Origin of the sequence: Planktophila turicensis (SeqCode) (assembly GCF_965234405.1) — a bacterium.
Lineage (GTDB): Bacteria > Actinomycetota > Actinomycetes > Nanopelagicales > Nanopelagicaceae > Planktophila > Planktophila turicensis.
Map to the genome: position 1 here is coordinate 531,493 of NZ_OZ248346.1, position 26,409 is coordinate 557,901.

Below are 26,409 nucleotides of genomic sequence, written 5' to 3' on the forward strand. Positions count from 1 at the left end.
CTCCCGTTGTGTATAACTCTAGCGAATACGAGCAGCAATTGCCTGTATGTAGGCAGCTCCTGCAACGCGTGCGCGGCGAGCAGTTGAAGTCTTGGCTCGCTTATTGAAGATGTCATAGCCAATTGCTTCGACTTCATCGACGATTCCGCAATATAACTCGCTGGCTGCACGAATACATGGACGAGATTCCTTATCCAAGTAGGCAATCCCGATATCGGCTTCTCGCTGTAATTGTCGAACGCGAGCGATTTGGAACTTCAGCGCAGCAATAATTTCAGGGGTTAAGACGCGACGTTCTAGCATGGCACGGTCTACGCCAAATTGAGCAAGCTCTTGAAGAGGTAAATACACACGACCGCGATCGAGATCTTCATTGACATCGCGAATAAAGTTGGCGAGCTGGAAGGCGATACCTAACTTCTTTGCTGCCTCATATGCGCGCTCATCCGAGTAACCCAAAATTGGGACCATTTCCAGGCCGATGACAGCAGCAGAACCGTAGACATACTCAAGAAGATCTTCGTAGCTCTGATATTCGGTGACGGTTAAATCCATCTCCATAGAGTGCAAGAAATCAACAAAGTGTTGGTGAGGGATATCAAACTTATGAGCCGTATCAACCAGTGCGCGACCTATGTGATCGGTACTTGTACCCGCCTTTAGGTCTGCAAGAACTCCGCTGCTCCAAGAGCGCAACGCTTCAGCCTTCTCTGTCGGAGAAAGAGTCGAAGCTAGATCATCAACGATTTCATCGGCATAGCGAGCAAAACCGTAGAGAGCATGAACGTAGGGACGCTTATTCTTGGGAAGAAGCAGGGTTGCTAAGTAGTACGTCTTGCCATGCAACGAGTTAAGTCGTTTGCACTCTTCATAACTTGCTGCAAGAGCTTGATCCATTTACTTAACCGGACCCACAATTCGTTCTGCGGCCAGTCGTCCTGAGATAAGAACCATTGGAACACCAACACCTGGTTGAGTTCCGCTACCTGCGAAGACAACGTTTTCAAATCCAGCTGCCATATTGCGTGGTCTAAATGGACCTGTCTGGAAGAAGGTATGCGCGCTAGCAAATGGTGCACCGCGCTCCATTCCCTGTGCCTGCCAATCAAGGGGAGTAGTCATTACCTCTGTCTCGATAGCGTCGCCAAAACCTGTATATCCACGATCTTCAAGAGTCTGAATCATCTGATCGCGATAAGGCTTTGCCTGCTTGGTCCAATCGATATCTGCATCCAAGTTAGGAGTTGGGTACAAGATGTAATACGACTGCTTTCCAGCAGGTGCAAGAGAAGGATCGTCATGAGTTGGCACAGTCACCAATACGGAAGGATCACTCATCAGAACCTTCTTATTGATGAGTTCGTCAAAGACGCCATCCCATGATTCACCGAAGTGAATATTGTGGTGAGCAATGTGGTCATACTTCTTAGAAGAACCAACGAGCAAAGTTGCACATGATGGTGAGTAGTTAAGACGCTTGATATTAAGCGGTGTCTTACCGAGCAAGTCACGCCATACAACTGGCAAATCTGGGTTCATCACAACGACATCGCACTCAATGCGTTCGCCGGTATTTGTTGTGACAGCCTTGACGCGACCGTTCTGCTTATCAAGGCCAGTAACGGTTGTGTTGTACTTGAATTCAACGCCGTGCTTCTGGGCAGCAGCGGCTAGAGCGCGTGGAACTGCATGCATTCCGCCCTTAGGGAAGAAGACGCCGTTGACTGAATCCATATAGGCAATGACTGCATAAATTGCCAAGGCTTGCTGGGGGCTAACGCCGGCATACATCGCCTGGAATGAGTACACCTTCTGAAGGCGTGGGTCCTTGAGGTACTGATTGACCTTTGGCTGTAAATGTCTGAAACCACCGAGTGCAATCAAGCGAGCCAGGTTAGGAGTCAGAAGATTAAGTGGTGAATCGATGTTCTTATCGATGAAGTCATGCATCTCGTACTTGTAAAGCTTGGTGACGAAATCTACGTAACGGCGATATCCCAAAGCTTCTTCAGGTGAAACCTTTTCGCGGATCTCTTCTTCCATCTGCGCAGTATTTGCATGGACATCAATCTGAGAACCATCTGCATAGAAAGCGCGATACAAAGGTGAAAGTGGCATGAGTTCAAGCCAATCCTTCATATCTTCACCCACACAACTAAATGCATCTTGAATAAGTGATGGCATTGTTAAAACAGTTGGACCCGTATCAAATGAGTAGCCATCCTTATTAAGCAGACCGTTACGTCCACCCGGTACGGCTTCACGTTCAATTACTGTGACTTTACGGCCAGCACCGGCAAGGCGTAGCGCTGCACTGAGTCCACCAAGACCTGCGCCAACTACGACGACGTGATCTGTGGGTCCCTTAACGGTTCTTGTCATTAGTAGCTCCTACGGATTGCGGTCTCAGCGAGAGCTAAGAGAAATGGACGTGCATTTTCGTTAATCGTTGCAGAATTTGCTGCAGCTACTGATTCTTCGCCAAGGCGGTCGATCAATTTCTCTACATCGGCGATTGCTCCGGTATCCATGATGAGCGCACGAAGTGACTCGATTTTTTCTGCAGAGAGGTCACGCTTACCGAGATTGGCAGAAAGTTCTGCGCGAGCAGCATCCGTTGCCTTCTCCATGGTCATCGCCATCAATACTGTGCGCTTTCCTTCGCGTAAGTCATCCCCTGCAGGCTTGCCCGTAGTTTCAGGATCTCCAAAGATGCCGAGCATGTCATCGCGCAATTGGAATGCTTCACCGAGTGGAAGGCCGTATGCAGAAAGTACGTTGAGAAGTTCAGAATGCTCAGTCGCTGATGGACGGGCAATGACCGCACCTAAATGCAGCGGACGTTCGATTGTGTACTTACCTGACTTGTAACGGGCAATTCGTAGCGAACGTTCGACGCTATGTTCGCGTTCGCCTGCTTCACGAACATCGAGGTATTGACCTGCCATTAGTTCGATACGCATTTCATCGTGGATGCGAAGCGCTGCTGTAAGTGATTCATGTGAAAGACCACTGTTGTGAAGCATGTGATCTGACCAGACAAGTGCGAGATCTCCGAGCAATACAGCAGCTGCTTCACCAAATTGTTCAGCAAGTCCTGCCATCGAACCTTGGCGATGAAGATTTTCAAAGTGGCGATGGATTGCTGGCTTTCCACGACGAGTATCTGAACCATCCATTAAGTCATCATGAATAAGTGCACAAGCTTGCAATAGCTCAAGGCTCGCCATGGCACGAATATCTGTGCGACTTGGAGTTGCACCTGCTGCCATGAATCCTGCATAGGCAAAGAGAGGGCGAAGACGCTTGCCGCCTTCAAGAAGATAATCTTCGAGGGCATCACAGACTGGTACTAATTCAGATGCGATGCTGGTGAGATAGTCACGTTGTTCGGCGAGATACTGAGTTAGTTCGCCTTTCACGGCATCGCGTACCTCTAATGCGCTCTTCATGACCTCTTTATCCACGGCGCAACGATATCCTGAGGCCGTGGAGATGCGCAGTGTGAACAGTAGTGTGAACAGTCCTGTCAGCAAAGCCCTCACATATTCATTCGAATTCTTCCCACCCAAAGATGTTGAAGGCGAAGAGCGCCTCTGGGCTGCGATGTCACAGCTTGAATCCATCGCCCCTGATTTCATCTCTGTGACCTATGGCGCAGGCGGTTCAACCCGCGATCGCACTATTCGCATTACCTCAGAAATTACCGCTCGTACACATATCCCAACTGTTGCCCACCTAACTTGTGTGGGCTCTACTCGCGATGAGTTGGTAGATATCTTGAGTAAATATCGCGATGCTGGAATCAAAAGTATCTTGGCACTTCGTGGAGATCCAACTGGTGGACCTCGTGCACCTTGGAGTGCAACTGAAGGCGGACTCAATCACGCAGATGAGTTAGTAACTCTCGCTGCTGAATTCGGTGGATTTACTATCGGCGTCGCCGCGTTTCCAGATGGGCATCCATCATCTGATGGAGATATCGATAAAGATGTTCAGGTGCTGCTTGAGAAAGAGAAGCGCGGTGCAACATTTGCCACAACGCAATTCTTCTTCGATACAGCAAAGTGGAAAATTCTCGTTGATAAGTTAGCTGCAAAGGGCTCAATGCTTCCAATCATTCCCGGCATCTTGCCTGTGACCAATGTGAAGCAACTCAATCGCATGGCAGAACTCAGTGGCGTGCCAATCCCTTCAGAAATTTCAAGCGCCTTTGCAAAGGTCGAGAGTAATCCAGATGATGTGCGCAAAGTTGGCGTCGAACTTGCAACCAAACTCTGTCAAGAGCTACTTGAAGCAGGCGCACCAGGACTTCACTTCTACACAATGAATACCTCATCTGCTACGCGGGAGATTTACTCACAGATTAAAGATGAGCGATGAAAGAGCAGGAGTTTAAAGAGCGCTGGAGTGAACTCCATGGAGGCGCAGATACGGAAGGCGTTGTCGGAGGATGGCTTTCATTCTCTTATCAAGCAGCGCGTGTATGTGTAGCCCTTCGCATCACACCTAATCTCTTAACATTTCTCGGCCTCGGAACAGCGATTGCAATGGGGCTATCTGAGTACGCGGCCATTGCACTCCTTCTACTTGTCATCTCACTCTTCTTCGACGGAATCGATGGCAGCGTTGCGATTCTCCGTGGCACTGAAAGTAAATGGGGCGAGCTCCTTGATTCACTCGCCGATCGCATCTCTGAGGCTTTCTGGCTCTATATGGGTTGGCGTTTAGGAATTCCTGCTTGGGTTGTCATCACGATGTGGACGATTGCATCGACTCAAGAATATGCACGAGCACGCCTTGCATCACTTGGTCATCGTGAAATCGGTGTTGTGACCCCAACTGAGCGACCAGTGCGCGCAATCTTTATGGCCTTTGCTTTGATCTTCTACATCTTTGATATTCCAGGAACGCAGCAACTTTCATACGCGTTCTTGGCTCTTCTTACCTTTAGCTTCTTAAAGGTTATGAAGGTGGCCAAAACGATTCTTGGCTAGTCAAGTATTGCGTTAGAAACCATTTCCGCGCTGAGGCCCACAAGAGGAAGCCCGCCACCAGGATGAGCGGATCCACCTACTAAGTACAGACCCTTAATTGGTGAGCGGTTCTTCGCGCGAGCAAATGCAGAGCGCGCACCGTTACTTGAAGTTCCATAGATCGAACCACCTGGTGCATTAACGCTCGTCTGTAAATCTAGGGGAGTGCGAATCTCAAGAACTTCTAGACGGCTACGAATAGCAATTCCCTGCAATTCAATCTGATCGATAATCGTATTTGCATACTGGCGCTTAAAGTTTTCATCGCTCCAATCAAAACCATCACCAGTGGTGCTGTGGCGAGGAGCATTTACCAAGACAAACCAAGCCTCGTGACCTTTATCTTTGACCATCAGCGGATCGCGAGGTGCGCAGATATAGATAGTTGGTTTCTCAACTGGGGTCTTGCTTGTGAAGATTGCTTCAAATTCAAGGTCGTAATTTTCTGGGAACAAAATGGTGTGATGCTCAAGTGGTTGGGCATCTGATGGCTTAAGACCAAGCAGCAGTGAGAATCCGGCAAGAGAAGGCTCTTGTTTTGCCAGTTGCTTACGAACCTTTACTACCTTGTTTGTTGGTGCCAATAACTTCTCGTAGACAAATTGCGCATCTGCGTTGGCAACTACGCGATCAAAGCTCTGCTGATTGCCATGTACGACAACACCTGAAACACGGCCTGAGGTGAGGGTAATTTCTTCAACGCGGGCGTTGAGCTGAATACCTACGCCTAGCTTCTCGCATCTCTCAGTAATCTTTTCAGAGAGCGTGCCGATTCCGCCTTTGATATGCCAGGCACCGAATGCCTCTTCGACGAAAGCAATAGTTGATAGCACTGCCGGAGCTACGCGAGGGTCAGACCCGCTATAGGTTGCATAACGATCCATGATCTTTGCCAGGTTTGGATTAGAAATAGCAAGACCGCGTAGAGATTTCCACGGTGAAATAGTTTTGAGATCACGAATCAATCGTGGGCGCTTGAGTAGCGAAACTGGTGATTTGAGTTCGGACTCAATAAATGGTTCGCGCGAGACATCCCACATCGCTTCCGCCTGCAACATCACTCGGTCCCATTCAGCAGCTGCATCTGCGCCAAGAGATTCTTCAATCGAAGCCAAGGTCTTCTTGCGAGATAAGTTGGCAAACTTCACCGACTTACCATCATGGAATCGGTAATCAAAAGATGGGTTTACCTCTTCAATTTCAAGAACGCGACCCATGACATCGCCTGTGCGCTGGAAGAAATCGCGATAGACAGCCGGCAGAGTCAGAAGTGAAGGACCAGTATCGAATGCGTAGCGGCCGATCCATTCAGTGCGGCACTTACCGCCGGTGCGATCGGATGCTTCAAAGATTGTGACCTTATGTCCGGCTTTTGCTAAACGAGCTGCTGTGCAGAGTCCGCCGATACCTGCGCCAATAACCGCAATGTTTTCAACGTTCTTTACTTTCCCCACATGGCCGGTCATAAGGTGCGACCTTTCCACTGGATAGTTCCGCGCTTAGCCCATGAGTAGATGATGAGATAGATCAACAGAGCGCTTGAGAGCGGATGCAAGAATGCGTAAATCGGATTACCGCGCGAACGGATTGCGCTGATTTCGCGAGAGAAAACTATGTAGGCGTAGATGAACCATCCGGTGAGATAGCCGTTGAAAATAAGAATGACAGGCAGGATTCCTGTAATAAAGATAAATGCCACTGCAATGACAGCACCAATGCGACCACCGAAGGCTTTCCAGAGTGATTTCCCGTAGCCCTGTCGGATTTCATCAAATGATCCGTACATACGAGTGCTTGCAATCCCTGAGCCTTCAGTGACTACGCCCTTAAAACCTGCTGCAATCAGTGAACGTGCAAGTTCGATGTCATCAAGGATTTGATTGCTGACTGATGTGAATCCACTGATCTTTTCTAGTGCAGATGAGCGCACGACAAAGAATTGACCATTGGCTACGGCAGTTGAACGACGTGGATACTTCTCAGCAAGGCGAAGAATGACGGTAGCCATCCAAGACCAATGCAGAAGAGGCTGAATTAATTTTTCAGAGAAAGTCTGCGCTATCTGACGAGGGTAAGGTGAGATGAAATCCAGTCTCAGCCTTTCCATCTGTGTAATCGCGCGCATGATGGCATTGGGTTCTAGGCGCACATCTGCGTCAAGTGTGATGATGTAATCCGAAGATGTTGCTTCATAACCGGATTGCAGCGCTGATACTTTTCCGAGCCAACCTGGGCGAAGGGCGGGGGAGTCGATAACGGTAAATCGTGAATCGCTTCCAATAACAGTTTCAAGCAGCTCGGCTGTCTTATCTGTCGAACCATCGTTGATGATGATGAACTTGAGCTTCTTGACGCCCATCTGCGAGACCAGCGCCGAGATGAATTCGGGGACATTCTCAGCCTCGTTGCGCATCGGAACCAAGACGGTGACTGCCTTCTTGACCTCTTCATCCCTTTTGGGAATGCGAATTGTGAAAAAGTTAATGAGCGAGATTGCAAAGATGAGAATTGAAAACGATAAAAGAAATTGAGCCATTACAAATTAATCTTTGTTGCCGAGCCAGCTTGAGAAGAAGTACGGAGTAAGTAACCCGCCCATAATCACTGTGCCAAAGAATGCGAGTCCCGGGCGATCGAAGAAGAAGAGGTTGCCAACGAATCCGCCAAAGAGAGTCCAGAGAAGAAGTGCATCAACTGCTGCAAGGGAAGCTGCTTCTTTGCGGCGCTCTTTCGGTAGAACGAGATTAAGAATTCCGACAATGACTAACCCTGCAAGCAACCAACCAAAGGCATTCGATAGTGGAATATCTGGAGTGAACGGAACATGTGCGCCAGTTACTTCCCATGTCCAACGACCAGCGCCGACCATCAGCGGATCAAGGAAGAGATCCCATGCCGCAAGAACTGCGCCTCCGTAGAGAAATACCCAATTACCTGCGATGCGTCGTGCAGCCATAAGCGCAGGATGAACCATCATCACCCAAGCAAAAGGAACAACAAGCGGAACTCCAAAGAGTTGTGCGCCGAGGGATGAGTCATATTCATAGACCCCAAATGGCCAACCTGTATGTACGCCGAGAACTTCGATTCCTAAACCAAAGAGCGCGGTAATCGGCAGATAGCGAGTCGAATACTTTGCTCCGTAAGAAAGATGACCGTGCACAACCATCGCGAGTGCGCCCATATAGATAGTTGCGATAGTTACTAAGCGCAACGCTTCGCCTTCGATGAGCGGATATGAAATCTGAAGAAGGATTGTTAAGCCAACAAAGAGGAAGAGAAAGTTTCTCGCTTGAGGAGAAATACCGCCACGACGCCTTCGGCGCGGGTTGTAATGGCGGATCGACATGGTCTAAGTCTGCCTTACTTCGCTCTCGTTGCAGAAATCTCACCGCGGAGCTCGAGTACCTCAAAGCGCGCGAATAGTTCTTCGCTATACCAACCGATTTCTTCGGTCTGCTTAATGGCAACTTGATGCGCCTGCCCCTTATAGGCAAAGTCACGCAAAGCAGCCGCTGATTTCCAGAGTGAGAAAGTGCCTTGCAGTCCGATAGGTGCCTCACCGATTCCGATTGCTGTTATCAAACCAGGGGAGTTGTGAAGATCTGTGACCACCGGTGGCACCGCGCCCCAGAAACGAAAGTTCTGATGCCACTTAATTCGCGCACGAGTAATTGCAGCAATCTGCGCATCTGGGTTTGAAAGTGCAGATGTAAAGTGAAAAGGATTGGTCTTCGCCCACAAACCATGTGAAGACAAAGGCGAGAGAACTGCGCGAAATTCTGATGTAGATCTCTTGCGCCAGTTGGTGACTATCGAAGAAGAATCGAAATCAGTAAGACGATTCTTATCGACGACCACAACCATTCCCCATCGAGTTAGGTCGGCATCGCTTGGAGTAAAGGTCTTGCCGGTGCCCGTTCCCAGAAGCTTCGAAAATGAAATTCCGGTGAACTTACGGCTACGAATGCGGTCAAGTGCCATACTGAGGAAGGCGAAGGGAATACTCTTACGAGCAATAGTAAAGAAGTAAGCGACGGTGACTTTCTCGGCGCTTTCCATAGCAAAAGGATACCCATGCTGCGCAGGAAGTTATTCGCTGAGTTTCTAGGAACAGCCGTTCTGGTAGCCACCGTTGTTGGCTCAGGGATCATGGCAACTAACCTCAGCCCAGACCTTGGCATCGACCTTCTTATAAATACCGTTGCTACCGTCTTCGTTCTCTACATTCTTATTACGCTCTTAGCTCCAATCAGCGGTGCCCACTTCAACCCATTGGTCAGCGCAATCGCATACTTCCGTAAAGAGCTAAAAGCAGCGCACGCAATTGCATTCTTTACTGCACAAATCCTGGGTGGCTCACTCGGAGCAATCATCGCCAACCTCATGTTTGAATATCCAGCCATTGATCCTTCGCAGAATGCAAGAGATGGCGCCAACCTTCTTCTCGGAGAAGTAGTTGCCTCCGCTGGCCTCATCTTCATTATTTTCTTGGCAGTGAAGCAGGGAATAGATAAGAAGATTCCACGCCTTGTTGCTGCCTGGATTGGCGCCGCTTACTTCTTTACATCATCAACATCATTTGCAAATCCAGCTGTCACGATTGCACGAAGCCTGACTGATTCTTTCTCAGGCATTAAGTTTTCATCAGTTCCTGCATTTATCGCCGCTCAAATCGTAGGCGCAGCCATTGGTTATGCAGGATTCAAATACCTCACCACTAAAGCAAAGTCAGGAAAGTAAATGAGCAAACCAACGGTTCTCTTTGTCTGTGTTCACAATGCAGGCCGCTCACAAATGGCAGCAGGCTTTATGCGCGAACTCGGACAGGGTCGCGTAGAAGTTCTCTCTGCAGGCTCTGCTCCTAAGGATTCAATCAACCCAATAGCTGTCGAAGCAATGGCTGAAGTTGGAATCGATATCGCCAACAACACTCCAAATGTATTAACCACCGAAGCAGTTCAAGAATCAGATGCTGTCATCACTATGGGCTGCGGCGATGTCTGCCCGTTCTATCCAGGTAAGCGTTACGAAGATTGGGTACTCGATGATCCTGCAGGACAGGGGATTGAACCTGTTCGAGTAATCCGTGATGAGATTAAGTCGCGCGTAGAAAAGTTACTTGCTGAACTTCTTGCTTAATCTCCGACGACTATAGGTGTTGCACCTGTGCAGGCAATGAGTTCTTTGTAGCTCGTTGGGTAAACCGCGTGCGGATGTCCTGAAGCTGCCCAGACGACTTCGTAATCGTTGAGTGCTTCGTCGATCAGTGTTATTTCTGGTGTTGAGATCCAACCGATGGGGGATACGCCGCCGACTGAATAACCAGAAACCTCTTTGACGTAGTTGGCATCTGCGCGACCGAGTTCGACAATGTTGAGGTTCTTAGCAACAAGGTCTGTATCAACTCTGTGGCGACCGCTGGTAATAATCAGTAGCGGATTTCCTGATGGAAGTTTGAAGATGAGTGATGATGCAATCTGACCGACTTCAATACCAAGGCCGTTAGCTGCATCGATTGCAGTGCGCGCAGTTTCTGCAAGGATATTGATTTCACCTTTGACACCAAGTGAATCTGCGGCCTCTTTGAAACGTTTAACTGCAGCCTTTTCGAGAATTCCATCCATATGAGAACTTTATGAGATAGCGTCGCGCTATGTCACAGACTTTGACCCCGTATCAGCATGGAATCAGAGCCCGTAATGCGCTCTGGGCAATCTTCTTCTTCATGGGAGTTGTCTCGATGGGGTGGGTGCCTCGTATTCCTGAGATTAAAGAGGCGATCGGTCTTACCAACTCTCAGCTGGGAATGGTCTTCATCGGCAGCACGATTGGCGCAGTTCTTGGTGCGCAGTTTGCAGGACGTGCGATTCATACATTTGGAATAAAGAAAGTTGTTTCTGGCGCAGTTCTTGTGATGCCTGTAGGACTTATCGGCATGGGAAGTGCGACGACATTTACTCAGCTCTTCTTGGCTCTATTTGTTATGGGTTTCGGTTATGCCAACCTTGATATCACAGGCAATACCGTGGCAGTCGAAGTTGAAAACCTTGTAGATCGTAAGTGGATGGTTTCATTCCACGGATGCTGGAGCGTTGGCGCATTTGCAACAACTGTGTTGGGCGGATCCATTGCTCATGCTGTAGATCCACGCGAGAACTTGATTGGCGTTGGAATAGTTTCGATTCTCTTCTTTATTCCACTCTCTCGCTACATGTTGCCGCCAGATCTTGATAACCATAAAGGTGACGATAAAGATTCATCAGCAAAGATTCCGCTCTTTGCAAAAGAAACAGCTCCACTGTGGTGGATGGGCTTTGGAATGCTCGGTGGTTTGATTGCAGAAGGATCAGCCAGCGATTGGGGTGCACTTCTTCTTAAAGACAGCATGGGTATTGGCAAGGGACTTAACGCTGCAGCCTTTGCATCGTTCTCACTTGCAATGATTATTGCTCGCTTCTCAGGAGACTGGGCGCTGACAAAGTTTGGACCGGCAGCCGTTGTCCGTATCGGTGGTTTTGGTGGAGCAATCATCTGGGGAAGTGCGATTGCAATTGCAGTTCCGCTTTCAGATTCACATCCATTGCCTGCGTTCATCATTATCAATATTGGCTTTGCAGCTGCTGGTTTAGGTATCGGACCAATGTTCCCGGCATTTATCTTGGCTGCAAGTCGTATTCCTGGAATCGCTCCTGGTGTAGCAATTGCACGTGTGGGCGTAACAGGTATTGCTGGTTACTTTATTGGACCAACAATTACAGGATTCCTTGCAGATATCTTCTCGTTGCCGGTGGCGATGTTCTATCCAGTTGCGCTCTTAGGTATGGCTGGTTTCTTCTCGCGCGTAATTAAGGTTTAAAGCCAAGTCTTTGCAAGGGTAAAGAGCGAAACTGCGAAGAGTAGATAAGCAAAGGTTTTACGTAGCGCAATAGGGGATGACTTTCCTGAATAGTGCGATGAAATCTGTGCAATCACAATTGCTGCACCTGCCATAAAGATTGGGATATGCCACTGCACATCAGCCCACAGTGCGTGGTGGCCGATAAATGAAATTAAAGAGTTAAGAGCGATGATGAGCAGTGATGTTCCTGCGGCAATTGCTTGAGGAGTTCCGAAGAAGAGAACAAGTACTGGAATGGCTAAGAAGCCGCCACCGATTCCGAAGAGCCCGGTCATTGATCCGATCAGAAGTGACATCAGAATGAGAATGTGAAGCGGCATTCGTTTATGTTCTTCAAGTCTTGGTGGGCGCAGCATGGAAAAGCCAGCTAGAAGAAGAACGGCTGCAAAACCTGTGGTGATCACGTTGTCGGGAATGTGTTCGGCGATGAGAGCGAAGCCGATATTGGTGATGAGGCCAATGCCTGAAATAACAAAGGCATCTCGATAGAGAATCTGTTTCATGCGAGCTTTTGGAACAAGCCCTGATAGCGCTGCAAGAAAGACAACGGCAAGGGCCGCGGTAGTTGCAAGCTTGGGTTCGAAGTCAAAGAGATACATCAAGATTGGTACCGAGAGCATGGCACCGCCTGCACCGATAAATCCAAGGACGGCGCCGATAAATGAACCAGCAAGCAGAGCGCCGAGAATTTCCATGTTGCTATCTTGTCAGGAGAATGGAAAAAGCCCCCCGATTTCTCGAGGGGCTTTTCGTGAACTTTAGATTAGAAATCGAAGAAGTTCAGGCTTCCAACGCTTGGACCGAACTCTGTGAGTGATCCGAATGCGATGAGTGCAAAGAGGATAAGAGCAGCGCCTGCAAGTGCGATGTCCTTGTTAAATGCGATCATCTCGTTCTGCTTAGCTGTTGCATCAGTTTCTTTCCAGAAGTTGTGGAAGATGACTGCAGCGAGGATAAGAGTGATTGCCAATAGAAGTGCACCAAGGTCAACCCAGAGACCGATAGCGATATAGACGCCACCGAGTAGGAAGAAGAGGCCTGAAATAAGAACACCAAACTTTGCAGCTGGGAGCTTCTTGTACTTTGCGTAACCTGTCATCGCTTCAAGCTTTGCGAAGTGAGCGATACCTGATGTGATGAAGATGAAGGCGAAGAGGATTCGGCCTACGAGTAGAACTGCGTTCAATTGATTCTCCTAAGGATTAGCGGGTACTTACAGGCTAAGAGTAGTTGAAATTTCAACTATCTTCCTCCACGCCACGCCGTTTTACCCCCTGGCAGGGGGTCGATCCACGCTCAAATCCGCCCCGGGATAGGGCCACTTGCCCTTGTCAGTCCTCTGGTCTACTTTTCGAACATCTGTTCGAATTATCAACAGGCACCAAGGGGAAGTAGTAAAGATGTCAGCACAATCTGTACCAGCTCAAGTAATACCAGCACACGAAGTCGTATCTGATGGCGGCCTTACGCCAATCGAGTTCACCTTTAAGGGACGACGCTTTCGTATCCATGCAGTCTTATCGCGATGGTGCGAAGCCGGGGGATGGTGGAACCGCATTAGCGATGGCAAGTTCCGCCCCGACGATCAAGCGCGCGCTTTATGGACTGTCGAAGCAGCGCCTATCGGTGCGCTCACCACATTCCAACTCGAACGCGATGAGACAACGGGTCAATGGATTATTAGGGCCATCTAAGAATGAGCTTTATCCATCTGCGCACCGCAAGTGCGTACTCACTTAAATACGGAACAACGCAGCCACGCGATTTAGTTGCGCGCGCATCGGAACTTGAAATGCCGGCGCTCGCACTCACTGATCGCGACGGCATGGCCGGTGCAATCCGTTTTACCAAGGCATGTGTATCTCATGGCATCGCACCGATTATCGGAATCAATCTTCCGATTCGTATCGGCGATCTATCAGGAACACTTCCGCGCGTTACCGTGCTTGCACATGGCGATGGTGGTTGGCGCAGTTTGGTCCGTCTCTACACAGGGTTGCAGATGAATTCACTCGATCGCACTGCGGTCTTAACACCTGAACTTCTTGAAAAATTTAGTGAGTACACCTCTAACCTGCATTTACTACATGGCCCCGAATCCCCAGTGTCACAGGCGCTGGCCATGCATCGATTCGATGCAGCACTTGATATCTTCAATCAGACCCGTGATTTATTTGCTGACCATGCCATTGAATGCGTATCGCACTTAGTTGCCGGCAGCGGTCCACGTTCCACGGCGCATGCTGCCCGTTCTCTTATCTTTGCTCGCGATAACGATATCGATGCAGTAATCACTAACGCGGTGCGTATGCGCGATCGTGCCGATGGACCAGTAGCCGATGTCCTCGATTGTGCGCGCCAATTAGTTCCGTTGCATCCGCGTAACGTCGAACGCCGTAACTCTGAAGCTTTCTTAAAGAGTAGCGATGAAATGATTGCGTTAGCTGCAGAAATTTCACGAGCAGCCGGTGAACGCACACCACGTGCACTACTGAAGACAACGCGTCAGTGGGCAGAACGCGCAGTGCTTTCACCGCATCGCGATATTGGTTTAGGCGGCATTCACCTACCTGAACCCCATGTTGTTGGCGCAGATTCACCTGCTGCAATGCGCGCGCTACTGCGCACTCGTTCTGAAGCCGGAATCAACTGGCGCTATAACGATGGCGCAACGATCGCAAAGGCGCGTGCACGACTCGATGACGAACTCGCCATCGTTGCAACGCTGGGCTACGAGTCTTACTTCTTAACTGTTGCCGACATCACGGATATGGCGCGCGCTGCCGATATCAGGGTTGCAGCGCGTGGCAGCGGTGCAGGTTCACTTATCTGTCACCTGCTCGGAATATCCGGAGTTGATCCGATGGAACATGGTTTATTGATGGAGCGCTTCTGTTCACCGCTTCGCCGCGCACTTCCAGATATCGATATCGATGTTGAATCCGCACGTCGCCTCGAAATCTACGAGATGGTCTTTAAACGATATGGCGCGCAAGATTGGAGCAAGCCCGGGTTGGTATCGCGTTGTGCCACCGTTGCAATGGTCGATACCTACCGGGCGCGCAATGCGATTCGCGATGCAGGGGCGGCGCTCGGCATGCCCGCAATGGAGATCGATCTGCTGGCAAAATCAATGCCACATATTCGCGCCGGCAATATCGATGCAGCACTTAACTCACTACCTGAACTTAAGAACCTCAACACATCGGCGCCTCTTACTCGCGCCACGATTGCACTTGCTGCACGCCTTGATGGTCTGCCTCGCCACTTAGCGATGCACCCATGCGCGATGGTCTTATCCGATGCAGCTTTTCTCGACCGCGCACCAGTTCAGATCAATGCTGGTGGTTTTCCTATGGTCGAATTCGATAAAGATGATGTTGAAGATATTGGTTTACTCAAACTCGACATCTTGGGTGTGCGGATGCAATCTGCCATCGCGCATGCAGTGCATGAAATCAAACGAGTTGAAGAGAAAGAGATTGATATCGATGCGGTGGCACTCGATGATCTCGATACCTATCAACTCATTCAATCAACGCGCACATTGGGTATCTTCCAAGTGGAAAGTCCCGGGCAACGCGAACTCGTTGGAAAACTTGAACCGCATACCTTCAATGATTTGATTATCGATATCTCACTCTTTCGACCAGGGCCAGTAAAGAGCGACATGATTCGCCCATTTCTAGAAGCTCGCCACGGTTTCAACCCAGCACAGATCATTCACCCTGATTTGTTGCCCATCTTGTCTGAAACCGAAGGCGTTGTTGTCTTTCACGAACAAGTGATCTCGATTATCTCTGTCATGACAGGTATTTCATTAGCTGCTGCCGATGAGAAGCGCAGAGCGCTGGGGGATAGGGCCGGCCAACAAGAGGTCTGCGATTGGTTCTTTCCTGCTGCAACCGAACGTGGCTATGAACTGAAAGTCATCACCGAGATCTGGGATGTTCTGCGCGCCTTTGCATCCTTCGGTTTCTGTAAAGCACATGCTGCTGCCTTTGCCCTGCCCACATATCAATCGGCATGGCTGAAGACTCATCACCCGGCAGCTTTTATCGCAGGTGTACTGACGCATGACCCCGGCATGTACCCCAAGCGGTTACTGCTCGATGAAGCGCGCCAGATGGGCGTGGGTATTGCACCTCTTGATATCAATAAATCTTCCACCGATTATCACGTCGAGCGCACACTCGTTGGCGATGCAATCCGTATCGCTTTCTCAACTGTTGCAGGAATATCGGATAAAGAAATTACCTCCATCATTGCCGGCCAGCCCTATATCGATCTCGCCGATTTCTATCGCAGATCAGGTGCATCAGTGCCGGTGATTGAAAACCTCATTATGACCGGTGCATTCGATTCAGTGCACACCAATCAACGCGATCTCTTGTTGCACTTTAGCGATCTACAGAAATCACCGGTTGCGCATCTTCCAGGTGCACAGATGACCTTTGGTTTTGCTGCCCCTGCTCTCGAAAGTAGCGGGCTGCAACCATTGAATACTGCCGAAAAAGTGCGCAGCGAAGTCGAACACTTAGGCATGGATGTCACTCAACATATGCTCAGCTTCTACGCACCGTTTCTCAATGCCATCGGCGCTGTGAAATCTTCTGACTTACTTTCGCACCGTTCCAAATCATCAGTGCTGGTCGCCGGAGTCAAAGTCGCGCTGCAAACTCCGCCGGTGCGTTCTGGTCGCCGCGTTATCTTCTTAACTCTCGATGATGGTTATGGATGCAGCGATTCAACATTCTTTCCTGATGCACAAGTCGATCATGCATCAACGCTCTATTCGACATCGCTGCTTCTGGTGCGCGGTGAGACCCGTCGTACTGGTGCCCGCGGAATCTCTATCCGCGCAACAGCAGTGTGGGACTTGCGCCTGGCTTACGAAAAATGGCGTAGCCAAGCAGATAGTGTGGCGATATGACGAGCGAGGAAGTACAGGAGTCAACAATCCTGCACGTCGATATGGATGCCTTCTATGCATCTGTCGCCGAACTCGATAACCCGCAATATAAAGGTAAGGCGCTCGTTGTGGGCGCTGGCGTTCGCGGCGTTGTCTTGTCGGCAAATTACGAGGCGCGCAAATTTGGAATCCGCGCAGCAATGCCAGTCGGACGCGCAAAGCGAATGGCGCCCCATGCAATCTTTATCGCACCTGAACACCATAGATACTCTGAAATTTCAGAACGTGTGATGGCGATCTTTAATTCCTATACACCGCTGGTTGAGCCCATCTCACTCGATGAAGCATTTCTCGATGTCACGGGGTCGCAGAAATTATTTGGAACAGGGCGTGAAATCGCCGCAAAGATTCGTGCGCAAGTAGAGAAAGAAGAGGGCATTACCTGCTCGGTTGGAATCGCGCCCTCTAAATTCATCGCAAAGCTGGCATCGCAACATTGCAAACCAAACGGCATGCTCGAAATTAAATCCGACCGCATTCTCGAATTCCTGCATCCACTTCCTGTGCGCGCAATATGGGGAGTCGGACCAAAGACTGCCGAGTCTCTTGATCGTTTAGGGCTGCACACCGTTGCCGACATCGCCAATACTCCGCGCTCCACACTTATTCGCGCGCTCGGCGATGCAACAGGTGAATCACTCTATGAACTTGCATGGGGGCGCGATTACCGCGATGTCGTTGTCAATGAACCCGAGAAAAGTATTGGTAACGAAGAAACCTTCTCTCGCGATATCGATAGCCCAGAAGAAATCTTGCGCGAATTCCTTCGTATGACTGAGAAAGCCACTGCAAGACTTCGTGATGCCAATCTCTTTGCAAAGACAATCACCATCAAGATTAAATTTGCCGACTTCTCATCCATTACGCGATCAAAAACTCTGCCACTTGCAATCGATAGCACCCACGAAACGTATGAAGTAGTGAAGAAGCTGTACTTAGCTCTTCGCAACGATGGCGCCCGTATTCGTTTAGTCGGTGTATCACTCGGCAATCTTCAGGAAGATGTCCCGGTCCAGCTTGAACTCGGCGCCCGCGAACGAGGATGGCGAGAAGCAGATAGCGCTATAGATAAGGCCACAGCCCGTTTTGGCAGGGCCAGCGTGCGCCCAGGACGCTTGATTAAGCCTGAAAAGTCTCAAGATGAGGCGTAAGTAGCGCGTATTTACGAACTGTTCTATTCTGCACATATGGCTCTATCCGATCGCGAACGTCGCCTCTTGGCCGAGATGGAAGCTGCTCTGGCCACTGATGACCCACGCCTTGAATCCCGCCTAGGAGCCACAACCCTTGCACCCGCACGCCCACGCTTATTGCTGGGCGCTGCTGCAACCCTTGCTGGAATTGCCATCCTCTTCGGTGGCTTGATCTCAAAGACCACACCTATTGGCGTTGCCGGATTCCTCGTAGCCCTCTTTGGCGTACTTACCTTGGTCCGCTCACTGGGATCGATTACTAAGGGTTCGCCTCGCACCAAGGCGCCTCGCACATCCTTAAGCGCTCGCCTAGAAGAGCGTTGGAATCGACGTGACTTTCAGCAGTAAGTAGACCAATACCCACAAGCCCTGGCCTTCGGTCGGGGCTTTTTTTGCGCCCTAAAACAGGTGGGGAGAGGTGGGGCTACTGGGGGAGGACTAGGGAAAATATTGGTGAATAGTGGTGTAAAAAGGGGGAAAGTGGTGTAAAGTGGGGAATTGAGCGAGGAATACACGCTCAAATCCTTGGGGAAGGGTGGTGAAGACAATGTTTCTAGGCACACACGAACCACGCCTTGATGAAAAAGGCCGTCTCATCCTCCCTGCCAAATTCCGTGAAGATCTCTCATCAGGTCTAGTAATCACCAAGGGACAAGAGCGATGCCTCTATGTCTTCCCAGCTGCTGAATTCGCAACGATCACTGAAACGTTGCGCCAAGCCCCAGTGACTGCAAAGAGCGCTCGCGATTACCAGCGCGTGATGTTTGCAGGCGCCCACGATGAAATTCCTGACCGCCAAGGTCGCGTCACCATCCCACAAGGTCTTCGCACATATGCGGGCCTTGAAAAAGAGTGCGTTGTTATCGGCGCAAATACTCGCGTTGAAATTTGGGATAGCGCTGCATGGAACGAATACCTCGCTGATCGCGAAAAGAGTTTTGCTGATGTCTCCGAAGAAGTTTTTCCGGGACTTTTTTAGAACATCAGCAAAAAACATTTAAAACAACTGAATAGCACGACCGAAGAACACAACTACATAGAGCGCTCATTTGTGGCCACCGCCGACCTTTCCATTCATGTTAGGCCGGCAGCGACGTCCCTTCCCCGGCGTCGCTATCGAAAAAGATCCGTCGGCCGGCGGTGACCAGAGATGAGCGCTCGAAGTTATTGCACAGCAATAAAAAGTAAATGAAACGAAGTAAGAGAACGGGGGAGAAGATGCAACATATATCTGTAATGCGCGATCGCTGTGTCGATCTGCTCGCTCCCGCAATTCTCGCTTCTTCAAATCCTGTTGTTGTTGATGGAACTCTCGGTCTTGGTGGACACACAGAAGCACTCTTGCAGCGTTTTGAAAACCTTACTGTTATTGGAATTGATCGCGATGAAATCGCACTAGAGCGCGCAACGAAGCGCCTTGCACCATATGCAGATCGCCTCAAGACAGCGCATTGCGTCTTTGATCAGATTTCAACTGTTGTAGAAGGCCTTGGATATAGCCACATTAATGGCGCTCTCTTTGACCTTGGTGTCTCATCAATCCAACTCGATGAAACAGATCGTGGATTCTCTTATTCACAAGATGCGCCACTTGATATGCGCATGGATCGCAGCCGAGGAATTACTGCTTCAGAGATTCTCAATACTTACGAACCAGGCAAGTTGGTTCAGATTCTTCGCACCTATGGTGAAGAGAAGTTTGCAACTCGTATAGTTGAAAATATCGTCAAAGCTCGCGCAAAGGCGCCGCTGAATTCAACAACTGAATTGGCAACTCTTGTAAAAGAGAGCATTCCCGCAGCTACTCGTCGCACAGGTGGAAATCCTGCAAAGCGCACCTTCCAAGCACTTCGCATCGAGGCTAATGATGAACTCGGTGCAATCACTCGTGCTCTTCCTGATGCACTTGAACTTCTCATGGTTGGCGGTCGCCTTGTGGTGATGTCCTTCCAATCACTTGAAGATCGCATCGTTAAAGAGGTCTTCGCAGAGGCTTCAACCTCGAAATCTCCACGCAATCTTCCTATCGAACTTCCTGAATATGCAGCGAAATTCTCACTTGTCTTCCGCTCAAGTGAGACTCCAACTGCAGAAGAGCTCGAATCCAATCCACGTTCGGCATCAGTTCGCCTTCGTGCAATCGAGAGGGTGGCTGCCTAATGTCTCTTGCCACCGCTCGTAAAGTTTCAACTGCTCGTCCTCTTACAAAGAAATCTGCACCCAAGGCAAAGAAGCAGGTTTCAGAGCGCACTGCAGAGATCATCTCTGGTCTCTTCCCTGAGATTTCATCTGGTGCCCGCGCAACACATAAATACTTTGCAACATTCTTAACTGTTGTCAGCGCTGCAGGATTCCTCGTTCTTCTTGGAGTCAACACACTTCTAGCTCAAGATGCATTCACACTCTCTAATCTCAAGACAGAAGCGAAGGCAGTAGCCGATCAACGCGATGCCGTAAATCGCCAGATTGATTCTTATGCAGCTCCTGAGAAGTTAGCCGCAGCCGCTACAGCTCTTGGCATGCGTCCATCTGAAACCCCGGTCTTCCTTGATCTCACAACGCCCGAAGGCGGTGTAGCAAATGGGTAACCTGCTCTTATCTAAAGCTCGTATCAACATTTTGATTATCGGAATTTTCGTTCTCTTTACAATCCTGGCAGCACAGCTCTTCAGAGTGCAGGTTGTTCAGGCAAGTAATTACCAAGAAAAAGCTGCCAATGAGATGCAGTCGACCCGCACAATTCCAGCTCAACGCGGTGAAATCACAGATATCAATGGCATCGCCTTTGCTCGTAGCGTTTCAGCAATCACCATCGTCGTAGATCAGACACAAATCACTGATCCTGCACGCGTTGCAAACTTTGTTGCTCCCATCTTGGGTCTATCAGCTGCTGATGTTCAAGAGAACATCACAGGCACTCGAAAGTACTCAATCGTTCTTAAGAACGGTCGCCCAGCACTCTGGGATAAGTTGACCGAAGCAATTTATGAATACAACAAAGCGCTCGATGATAAGTACTTCGATAAGCGCATCATCGGTTTCTTCCCAGAGCGTTCATACATCCGCGAATATCCATCAGGGCAGCTGATTTCATCACTCGTTGGTTTTGTTCGCGCTGATGGAATTGGTGCAACCGGTATCGAATCAAGCTTGAACTCAATCATCACCGGCACCGACGGTAAGTACTCATACGCACGTGGCTACGGAGCTGAAATCCCTGGTTCACAGCGCGAAATCGTTGCAGCTAAAGCGGGCACAAATATTCGCCTCACCATCAATCGCGATGTGCAGTGGGTTGCATCTAAGGCAATCGCCGATGCAGTCAAGAGTGCCAACGCAGTCAGCGGAACAGTTATTGTGATGGATCCAAAAACAGGCGCCATCGTCGCTCATGCAACAGCTCCAACATTTAATCCAAATAACACAAAGAATGTGCCTCTTGCATTGATGCGTAACCCATCTGTCCAAGATGTCTACGAACCAGGATCAACTGGAAAAGTTATGACAATGGCGGCAGCTCTTGAAGAGAAGACAATTACTCCAACAACAGTATTTACAGTGCCTTACATGCTCAAGCGCGGTGGTTCTCCGTTTCACGATCACGAACCACATCCAACTCAGCAACTAACATCTTCAGGAATCCTCGCAGTTTCCAGTAACACTGGAACAATTAAAGTCGGCGAAACCATGAGCAATGACACGCTCCACAACTACCTCACTAGATTTGGTATTGGCTCGAAGACAGGTTCCGGACTTCCAGGAGAATCTGCAGGATTGCTTCGCCCGGTTTCGAACTGGTCTGGAACTACAGCTCCAACAGTTGCATTCGGTCAGGGATATTCAGTAACAGCAATGCAGGCCACGAGCGTCTTTGCAACGATTGCAAATAATGGCGTGCGCGTCTCCCCAACAGTTATTGCAGGAACAAGTGATCCATCTGGACACTTCACACCAACAGCAAATCGCTCAAGCGTTCGTGTCGTCAGCGAAGATACTGCAATCAAACTTCGTCTCATGATGGAGAGCGTTGTTTCATCTCAGGGAACTGCGCCCAGTGCAGCGATTCCTGGATATCGAGTTGCAGGCAAAACAGGTACCGCAATGAGATACGACCAGAAGACAGGTCGCTACAGCGGTTACACCGCTTCATTTATTGGTTTCGCTCCTGCAGATGCTCCTCGCTACGTCATCAGCGTTACTCTGCAAGATCCACGTAACGGCCACTACGGCGGTTCACTTGGTGGACCTGTATTTAAGAAGGTAATGACTTTCGTACTCCAATCAGAACATGTGGCACCAACAGGAACCAAGGTTCTTCCTGTTGCTCTGACAAAGTCTGAACTCACTCGAGCTCGTGCAACACAGGTAAGCGCAAAGAAGCAATGATTCGCCCACTCGCACCGTTTACTGCGACCCTCGAAAATACGGCGCAGTTGATAGGTGCATCTCTACACGGTGACAACGTCGCCTTTACCGGCGTAACTCATGTGGATTCAGAGGTTGAAGCAGGCGATCTCTTTCTTGCAATTCCTGGGGCGCGTGTTCATGGTGCGACCTTTGTTCAAGCAGCAATAAAGCGTGGCGCAGTTGCCGTTCTTACAGATGAAGCCGGCCTTGTTCACTGTGCTGGGATTCCAGCCCTCGTTGTTAAGGATGTCCGTACTGCAGGAGCACTTGCCGCTTCCTCTTTATATAAATATCCAACCCGTGATCTTGTCAGCATTGGAATTACCGGAACTAATGGAAAGACCACAGTTTCAACACTGCTCTATCAAATCTTCGAAGCAGTTGGCCGCGAGAGCGGACTTATTGGCACTGTTGAAACGCGCATCGGCGCAGAAGTTGTAAAGAGCTCACGTACAACACCGGAGGCAGCTGAGCTTCAAGCACTTGCTGCTGTGATGCGCGAACGTCATATGCGCCATCTAGTTATGGAAGTTTCCAGCCATGCACTCTCTTTAAAGCGCATGAAAGGTAGCCACTTCTCAATAGCTGCCTTCACCAACCTCTCGCAAGATCACTTAGATTTTCACCACGATATGGATTCGTATTTTGCAGCCAAAGCGCAACTCTTTACCTCTGAATATGCTGAACAAGGATTTATCAATATAGATTCACCATACGGTCAACGCCTTGCTACCGAGGCAGGGATTCCCGTTACGACTGTCTCGCGAGCAAATAGAGAGGCTACCTGGCATTTTGTAGAGACTCATAACGTTTCTCGTGGAATTGAATTCAGTATTCGTGGGGCAGGCGGAATCTTGATTGAATCACGTACTCGACTCTTCGGTGGATATAACCTCGACAACCTATTGCTTGCAGTTGCTATCGCTGTTGAATGCGGAATTGATCCCATTGAACTAGCTGCAATTATTCCAACGTTATCTGGCGCACCAGGTCGTCTTGAATCAGTTTCACTTGGTCAGCGTTATGCAGCGCTCGTTGACTATGCGCATTCACCCGATGCGGTAAGCAACGTTCTCGCGGCAGCTCGCGAATTTACAGCTGGCAAAATCATTGCTGTTCTTGGTTGCGGGGGAGACCGCGATTCTTCTAAGCGTCCTCTTATGGGTTCGGCGTTATTGCAGGGCGCTGATATTGCAATCTTTACCAGCGACAATCCACGTTCTGAATCGCCAAGCGAGATACTTTCTCAGATGACAGCCTCACTCACCTATAGCGCGCCATCTCAAATCATTGAAGATCGCAGCGATGCTATTCGCGCAGCTGTCGCTCTCGCATCAGATGGAGACACTGTCTTAGTTCTCGGCAAAGGACATGAAACCGGACAAGAAGTAGCAGGCGTTGTGACTCCCTTCGATGATCGCATTGCGCTGGCGCAAGCAATTGAGGCCAAGCCATGATTACCATGAAAGCATCTGAGATCGCATCAGTTATTCAGGGAACCCTGCACGGTAATGACGTCACGGTGACAGAAGCAGCCGTCATTAACTCTGCCGAGGCAACTCCCGGGTCGCTCTTCTTGGCTATTAAAGGCGAAAAGGTAGATGGGCACGACTATGTAGCTGATGCTCGATCTCATGGCGCAGTACTAACTCTCTCAACGAAGTCAGTTGATGGTTCACATATCGTTGTATCCGATGTAGTAGTTGCTCTGGGCAAACTTGCACAACATGTTCGTAGTAACTTGCTCAACCTCACCGTCATCGGAATTACTGGCTCACAGGGAAAGACAACTACAAAAGAGTTATTGGCGACCGTACTTTCTTCAGCGGCGCCAACTGTGGCACCTCACGGAAACTTCAATAATGAAATAGGTGCTCCGCTATCACTGCTTCACTGCACTGAGGAGACTAGATACTGCATCGTTGAAATGGGCGCACGCCACAAAGGCGATATCGCGCACCTCTGTTCAATAGCACAGCCAAATATCGGACTTGTCCTCAAGGTAGGAACTGCCCACGTTGGTGAATTCGGTTCTGTTGAAGCTATCGCTGAAACTAAATCAGAACTCATTGCCTCCCTTCATGAAGAAGGGATTGGAATTCTAGGAACTTACGACGAATTTACTCCAAAGATGGCAGCGCTTCACAAGGGCAAGAACATCACCTTTGGTGAAGGCCCTGATTGCGATATCCGTGCTACCGATATTGAAGTTCGTGAAGGTCGCGCACATTTCGATCTCGTTACTCCTGAAGGGCGCAGTGCTGTCGGATTGCGCATTGTTGGGCTGCATCAAGTAGCTAACGCTCTCGCTGTGGCATCTGTTGCAACTGTCCTCGGATTCTCTCTCGATCAAATCGCTGGCGGACTTTCGACCGCGGAATCAGCCGCCAAGTGGCGCATGGAAATTCACGAACTTCCTTCACTCGTTCTGATCAACGATGCCTATAACGCCAGCCCCGAAGCGATGGCAGCGGCCTTGCAGACTCTGGTCCTCTTTGCGCAAGAGCGCGGGGGAGAGTCATGGGCATTCGTAGGAAAAATGAATGAACTCGGCGAGTCATCTGATGCCGATCACGCAGGTGTTGGCACCCTTGCCTCAGAACTTGGAATCGATCATCTGGTCTGCGTTGGAGCTCCAATCTACGGAGCAAAGATTGCAGCAGATAGCGCCACCTCTGTTCATCTCTGCGCCGATAAAGCTGAAGCACTCACCGTTGCAGCCAATATCAATCCTGGAGATGTTGCGTTGGTTAAGGCGTCACGATCGGAGAAGCTTGAAGAGTTAGCAGAATCAATTTCTGCACAGTGGTTGGAAAAAATGAAAGAGAGTGAAGAGAACGCATGAAGCTGATTTTGATTGCTGGAGCTCTCGCTCTCATCCTTTCACTCTTTGGAACCCCCGCGCTCATTAAAGCGTTAGCTCGTCGCGGTTACGGGCAGATCATTCGTGATGACGGTCCATCGACACATCACACCAAGCGCGGTACACCAACAATGGGTGGGCTAATCATTATCTTTGCTTCTCTGGTTGCTTATCTTGTGGCCCACGCAGTCACGCAGAGTTCTATTTCGACTTCAGCAATTCTGATTCTCGGACTTGTCATCAGCTTAGGTTTTGTTGGCTTCCTCGATGATTACATGAAGATTTCTCGTCAGAACTCTCGCGGCATCAGCGGCAAGCAAAAGATCCTCGGACAGGTTCTCTTCGCCTCAATCTTTGGTTATCTCGGAACTCGTTTTCCAGATAAAGATGGACTTACTCCGATCTCGCTCAATCTCTCAACTGTGCGCGATACCAGCATCACTCTCGGCGTAGTACTTGTTGTTATTTGGATTGCTCTCATGGTTACTGCAACCAGTAACGGAGTAAACCTCACCGACGGACTTGATGGATTAGCAACCGGTGCATCTGTCATGACTTTCTTGGCATTTGTTCTGATTGGCGTCTGGGAATTCGGTCAGAGCTGCGCAGTTACTGCCTCAGCAAACTGTTACAACGTGCGCGACCCACTTGACCTCGCAGTACTTGCTGCAGCATTTGCGGGTGCATGTACAGGTTTCCTTTGGTGGAACGCATCTCCTGCAAAAATCTTTATGGGAGATACCGGCTCACTTGCTCTTGGTGGAGCTCTCGCTGGCTTAGCTGCCTCCCTTCGTGTTCAACTCTTGCTCATTCCACTGGGCGGACTCTTCGTCATCATTACTCTTTCAGTTGCACTCCAAGTGCTCTATTTCCGAATCACTGGCGGTAAACGACTCTTCAAAATGGCGCCACTACAACATCACTTCGAACTTATGGGTTGGGGCGAAGTCACCATCGTGCTTCGTTTCTGGATCATCGCTGGCCTCAGCGTTGCACTTGGTCTCGGACTTTTCTATACACAATGGGTAGCAAGCTAA

General features: G+C 49.6%; 26 protein-coding genes. 16 read left to right on the forward strand and 10 right to left on the reverse strand.

Going from position 1 to position 26,409, the window contains the following annotated elements; all coding sequences use genetic code 11:
- Positions 1 to 18 precede the first annotated feature (18 nt).
- The 3 genes from AC8GFK_RS02760 to AC8GFK_RS02770 are packed head-to-tail and all read right to left on the reverse strand — an operon-like array spanning position 19 to position 3,452.
- On the reverse strand, positions 19 to 897 hold the full coding sequence (locus tag AC8GFK_RS02760) for a phytoene/squalene synthase family protein (RefSeq protein WP_506625651.1): 879 nt from the start codon (positions 895 to 897) through the stop codon (positions 19 to 21).
- Positions 898 to 2,382 carry a phytoene desaturase family protein gene (gene crtI, locus AC8GFK_RS02765; RefSeq protein ID WP_506625652.1) on the reverse strand — a complete coding sequence of 495 codons (1,485 nt, stop codon included), beginning with the start codon at positions 2,380 to 2,382 and terminating at the stop codon, positions 898 to 900.
- Positions 2,382 to 3,452, reverse strand: a complete 1,071-nt coding sequence (locus AC8GFK_RS02770; protein ID WP_506625776.1) for a polyprenyl synthetase family protein — start codon at positions 3,450 to 3,452, stop codon at positions 2,382 to 2,384. The genes crtI and AC8GFK_RS02770 overlap by 1 nt, the downstream gene beginning before the upstream one ends.
- Positions 3,453 to 3,495: 43 nt before the next feature.
- Between AC8GFK_RS02770 and metF the strand changes: the two genes are divergently transcribed.
- Together metF and AC8GFK_RS02780 are read left to right on the forward strand one after the other, a co-directional pair.
- Complete coding sequence (gene metF, locus AC8GFK_RS02775) at positions 3,496 to 4,383, forward strand: methylenetetrahydrofolate reductase [NAD(P)H] (protein ID WP_506625777.1); 888 nt, start codon at positions 3,496 to 3,498, stop codon at positions 4,381 to 4,383.
- Positions 4,380 to 4,997, forward strand: coding sequence for a CDP-alcohol phosphatidyltransferase family protein (locus AC8GFK_RS02780; protein ID WP_506625653.1), 618 nt, complete (start codon positions 4,380 to 4,382; stop codon positions 4,995 to 4,997). The genes metF and AC8GFK_RS02780 overlap by 4 nt, the downstream gene beginning before the upstream one ends.
- Here AC8GFK_RS02780 and AC8GFK_RS02785 read toward each other — a convergent pair.
- From AC8GFK_RS02785 to AC8GFK_RS02800, 4 genes are read right to left on the reverse strand one after another with little or no spacing between them, the layout of a single operon-like run.
- Complete coding sequence (locus AC8GFK_RS02785) at positions 4,994 to 6,502, reverse strand: phytoene desaturase family protein (RefSeq protein ID WP_506625654.1); 1,509 nt, start codon at positions 6,500 to 6,502, stop codon at positions 4,994 to 4,996. The genes AC8GFK_RS02780 and AC8GFK_RS02785 overlap by 4 nt on opposite strands.
- On the reverse strand, positions 6,499 to 7,572 hold the full coding sequence (locus AC8GFK_RS02790) for a glycosyltransferase family 2 protein (protein ID WP_506625655.1): 1,074 nt from the start codon (positions 7,570 to 7,572) through the stop codon (positions 6,499 to 6,501). The genes AC8GFK_RS02785 and AC8GFK_RS02790 overlap by 4 nt, the downstream gene beginning before the upstream one ends.
- A gap of 6 nt (positions 7,573 to 7,578) precedes the next feature.
- Complete coding sequence (locus AC8GFK_RS02795) at positions 7,579 to 8,385, reverse strand: carotenoid biosynthesis protein (protein WP_506625656.1); 807 nt, start codon at positions 8,383 to 8,385, stop codon at positions 7,579 to 7,581.
- A gap of 14 nt (positions 8,386 to 8,399) precedes the next feature.
- Positions 8,400 to 9,098 (reverse strand): spheroidene monooxygenase, encoded by a 699-nt coding sequence (locus tag AC8GFK_RS02800; protein WP_506625657.1) that lies wholly within the window; start codon positions 9,096 to 9,098, stop codon positions 8,400 to 8,402.
- Positions 9,099 to 9,113: 15 nt separating this feature from the next.
- Here AC8GFK_RS02800 and AC8GFK_RS02805 point away from each other — a divergent pair, with 15 nt between their 5' ends.
- Complete coding sequence (locus AC8GFK_RS02805) at positions 9,114 to 9,779, forward strand: aquaporin (protein ID WP_506625658.1); 666 nt, start codon at positions 9,114 to 9,116, stop codon at positions 9,777 to 9,779.
- A complete protein-coding gene (locus tag AC8GFK_RS02810) occupies positions 9,780 to 10,178 on the forward strand; it encodes an arsenate reductase ArsC (RefSeq protein WP_506625659.1) in 399 nt (132 codons plus the stop codon).
- Here AC8GFK_RS02810 and AC8GFK_RS02815 read toward each other — a convergent pair.
- Entirely contained in the window at positions 10,175 to 10,663 is a 489-nt protein-coding gene (locus AC8GFK_RS02815; protein WP_506625660.1) for a YbaK/EbsC family protein, read from the reverse strand. The two genes, AC8GFK_RS02810 and AC8GFK_RS02815, sit on opposite strands and share 4 nt — an antisense overlap.
- A 29-nt stretch (positions 10,664 to 10,692) precedes the next feature.
- Between AC8GFK_RS02815 and AC8GFK_RS02820 the strand changes: the two genes are divergently transcribed.
- A complete protein-coding gene (locus AC8GFK_RS02820) occupies positions 10,693 to 11,895 on the forward strand; it encodes an MFS transporter (RefSeq protein WP_506625661.1) in 1,203 nt (400 codons plus the stop codon).
- Here the strand turns inward: AC8GFK_RS02820 and AC8GFK_RS02825 are convergent.
- Positions 11,892 to 12,632, reverse strand: a complete 741-nt coding sequence (locus tag AC8GFK_RS02825; RefSeq protein ID WP_506625662.1) for a sulfite exporter TauE/SafE family protein — start codon at positions 12,630 to 12,632, stop codon at positions 11,892 to 11,894. The genes AC8GFK_RS02820 and AC8GFK_RS02825 overlap by 4 nt on opposite strands.
- A gap of 68 nt (positions 12,633 to 12,700) precedes the next feature.
- Entirely contained in the window at positions 12,701 to 13,123 is a 423-nt protein-coding gene (locus tag AC8GFK_RS02830) for a DoxX family protein (RefSeq protein ID WP_506625663.1), read from the reverse strand.
- 214 nt (positions 13,124 to 13,337) lie between these two features.
- Here AC8GFK_RS02830 and AC8GFK_RS02835 point away from each other — a divergent pair, with 214 nt between their 5' ends.
- The 11 genes from AC8GFK_RS02835 to mraY all read left to right on the forward strand — a co-directional run bounded on the left by AC8GFK_RS02835 (position 13,338) and on the right by mraY (position 26,409).
- Positions 13,338 to 13,631, forward strand: a complete 294-nt coding sequence (locus tag AC8GFK_RS02835; RefSeq protein WP_095673414.1) for a DUF6504 family protein — start codon at positions 13,338 to 13,340, stop codon at positions 13,629 to 13,631.
- A 2-nt stretch (positions 13,632 to 13,633) separates the two neighbouring features.
- Positions 13,634 to 16,870: a DNA polymerase III subunit alpha gene (locus AC8GFK_RS02840; RefSeq protein WP_506625664.1), complete on the forward strand. Its 3,237-nt coding sequence runs from the start codon at positions 13,634 to 13,636 to the stop codon at positions 16,868 to 16,870.
- Positions 16,867 to 18,060 carry a DNA polymerase IV gene (dinB, locus tag AC8GFK_RS02845; RefSeq protein ID WP_506625665.1) on the forward strand — a complete coding sequence of 398 codons (1,194 nt, stop codon included), beginning with the start codon at positions 16,867 to 16,869 and terminating at the stop codon, positions 18,058 to 18,060. The genes AC8GFK_RS02840 and dinB overlap by 4 nt, the downstream gene beginning before the upstream one ends.
- Positions 18,061 to 18,096: 36 nt before the next feature.
- Entirely contained in the window at positions 18,097 to 18,450 is a 354-nt protein-coding gene (locus AC8GFK_RS02850; RefSeq protein WP_095673417.1) for a DUF3040 domain-containing protein, read from the forward strand.
- 199 nt (positions 18,451 to 18,649) lie between these two features.
- Positions 18,650 to 19,081 carry a division/cell wall cluster transcriptional repressor MraZ gene (gene mraZ, locus AC8GFK_RS02855; RefSeq protein ID WP_095531561.1) on the forward strand — a complete coding sequence of 144 codons (432 nt, stop codon included), beginning with the start codon at positions 18,650 to 18,652 and terminating at the stop codon, positions 19,079 to 19,081.
- A gap of 209 nt (positions 19,082 to 19,290) precedes the next feature.
- The gene (gene rsmH / locus AC8GFK_RS02860; protein ID WP_506625666.1) at positions 19,291 to 20,262 is read left to right on the forward strand and encodes a 16S rRNA (cytosine(1402)-N(4))-methyltransferase RsmH; all 972 of its coding nucleotides are present in this window, start codon (positions 19,291 to 19,293) and stop codon (positions 20,260 to 20,262) included.
- Entirely contained in the window at positions 20,262 to 20,690 is a 429-nt protein-coding gene (gene ftsL / locus AC8GFK_RS02865; protein WP_506625667.1) for a cell division protein FtsL, read from the forward strand. The genes rsmH and ftsL overlap by 1 nt, the downstream gene beginning before the upstream one ends.
- Positions 20,683 to 22,488 (forward strand): peptidoglycan D,D-transpeptidase FtsI family protein, encoded by a 1,806-nt coding sequence (locus AC8GFK_RS02870; RefSeq protein ID WP_506625668.1) that lies wholly within the window; start codon positions 20,683 to 20,685, stop codon positions 22,486 to 22,488. The genes ftsL and AC8GFK_RS02870 overlap by 8 nt, the downstream gene beginning before the upstream one ends.
- A complete protein-coding gene (locus AC8GFK_RS02875; protein ID WP_506625669.1) occupies positions 22,485 to 23,966 on the forward strand; it encodes a UDP-N-acetylmuramoyl-L-alanyl-D-glutamate--2,6-diaminopimelate ligase in 1,482 nt (493 codons plus the stop codon). The genes AC8GFK_RS02870 and AC8GFK_RS02875 overlap by 4 nt, the downstream gene beginning before the upstream one ends.
- A complete protein-coding gene (locus AC8GFK_RS02880) occupies positions 23,963 to 25,354 on the forward strand; it encodes a UDP-N-acetylmuramoyl-tripeptide--D-alanyl-D-alanine ligase (protein WP_506625670.1) in 1,392 nt (463 codons plus the stop codon). The genes AC8GFK_RS02875 and AC8GFK_RS02880 overlap by 4 nt, the downstream gene beginning before the upstream one ends.
- The gene (mraY, locus tag AC8GFK_RS02885; RefSeq protein WP_095673422.1) at positions 25,351 to 26,409 is read left to right on the forward strand and encodes a phospho-N-acetylmuramoyl-pentapeptide-transferase; all 1,059 of its coding nucleotides are present in this window, start codon (positions 25,351 to 25,353) and stop codon (positions 26,407 to 26,409) included. The genes AC8GFK_RS02880 and mraY overlap by 4 nt, the downstream gene beginning before the upstream one ends.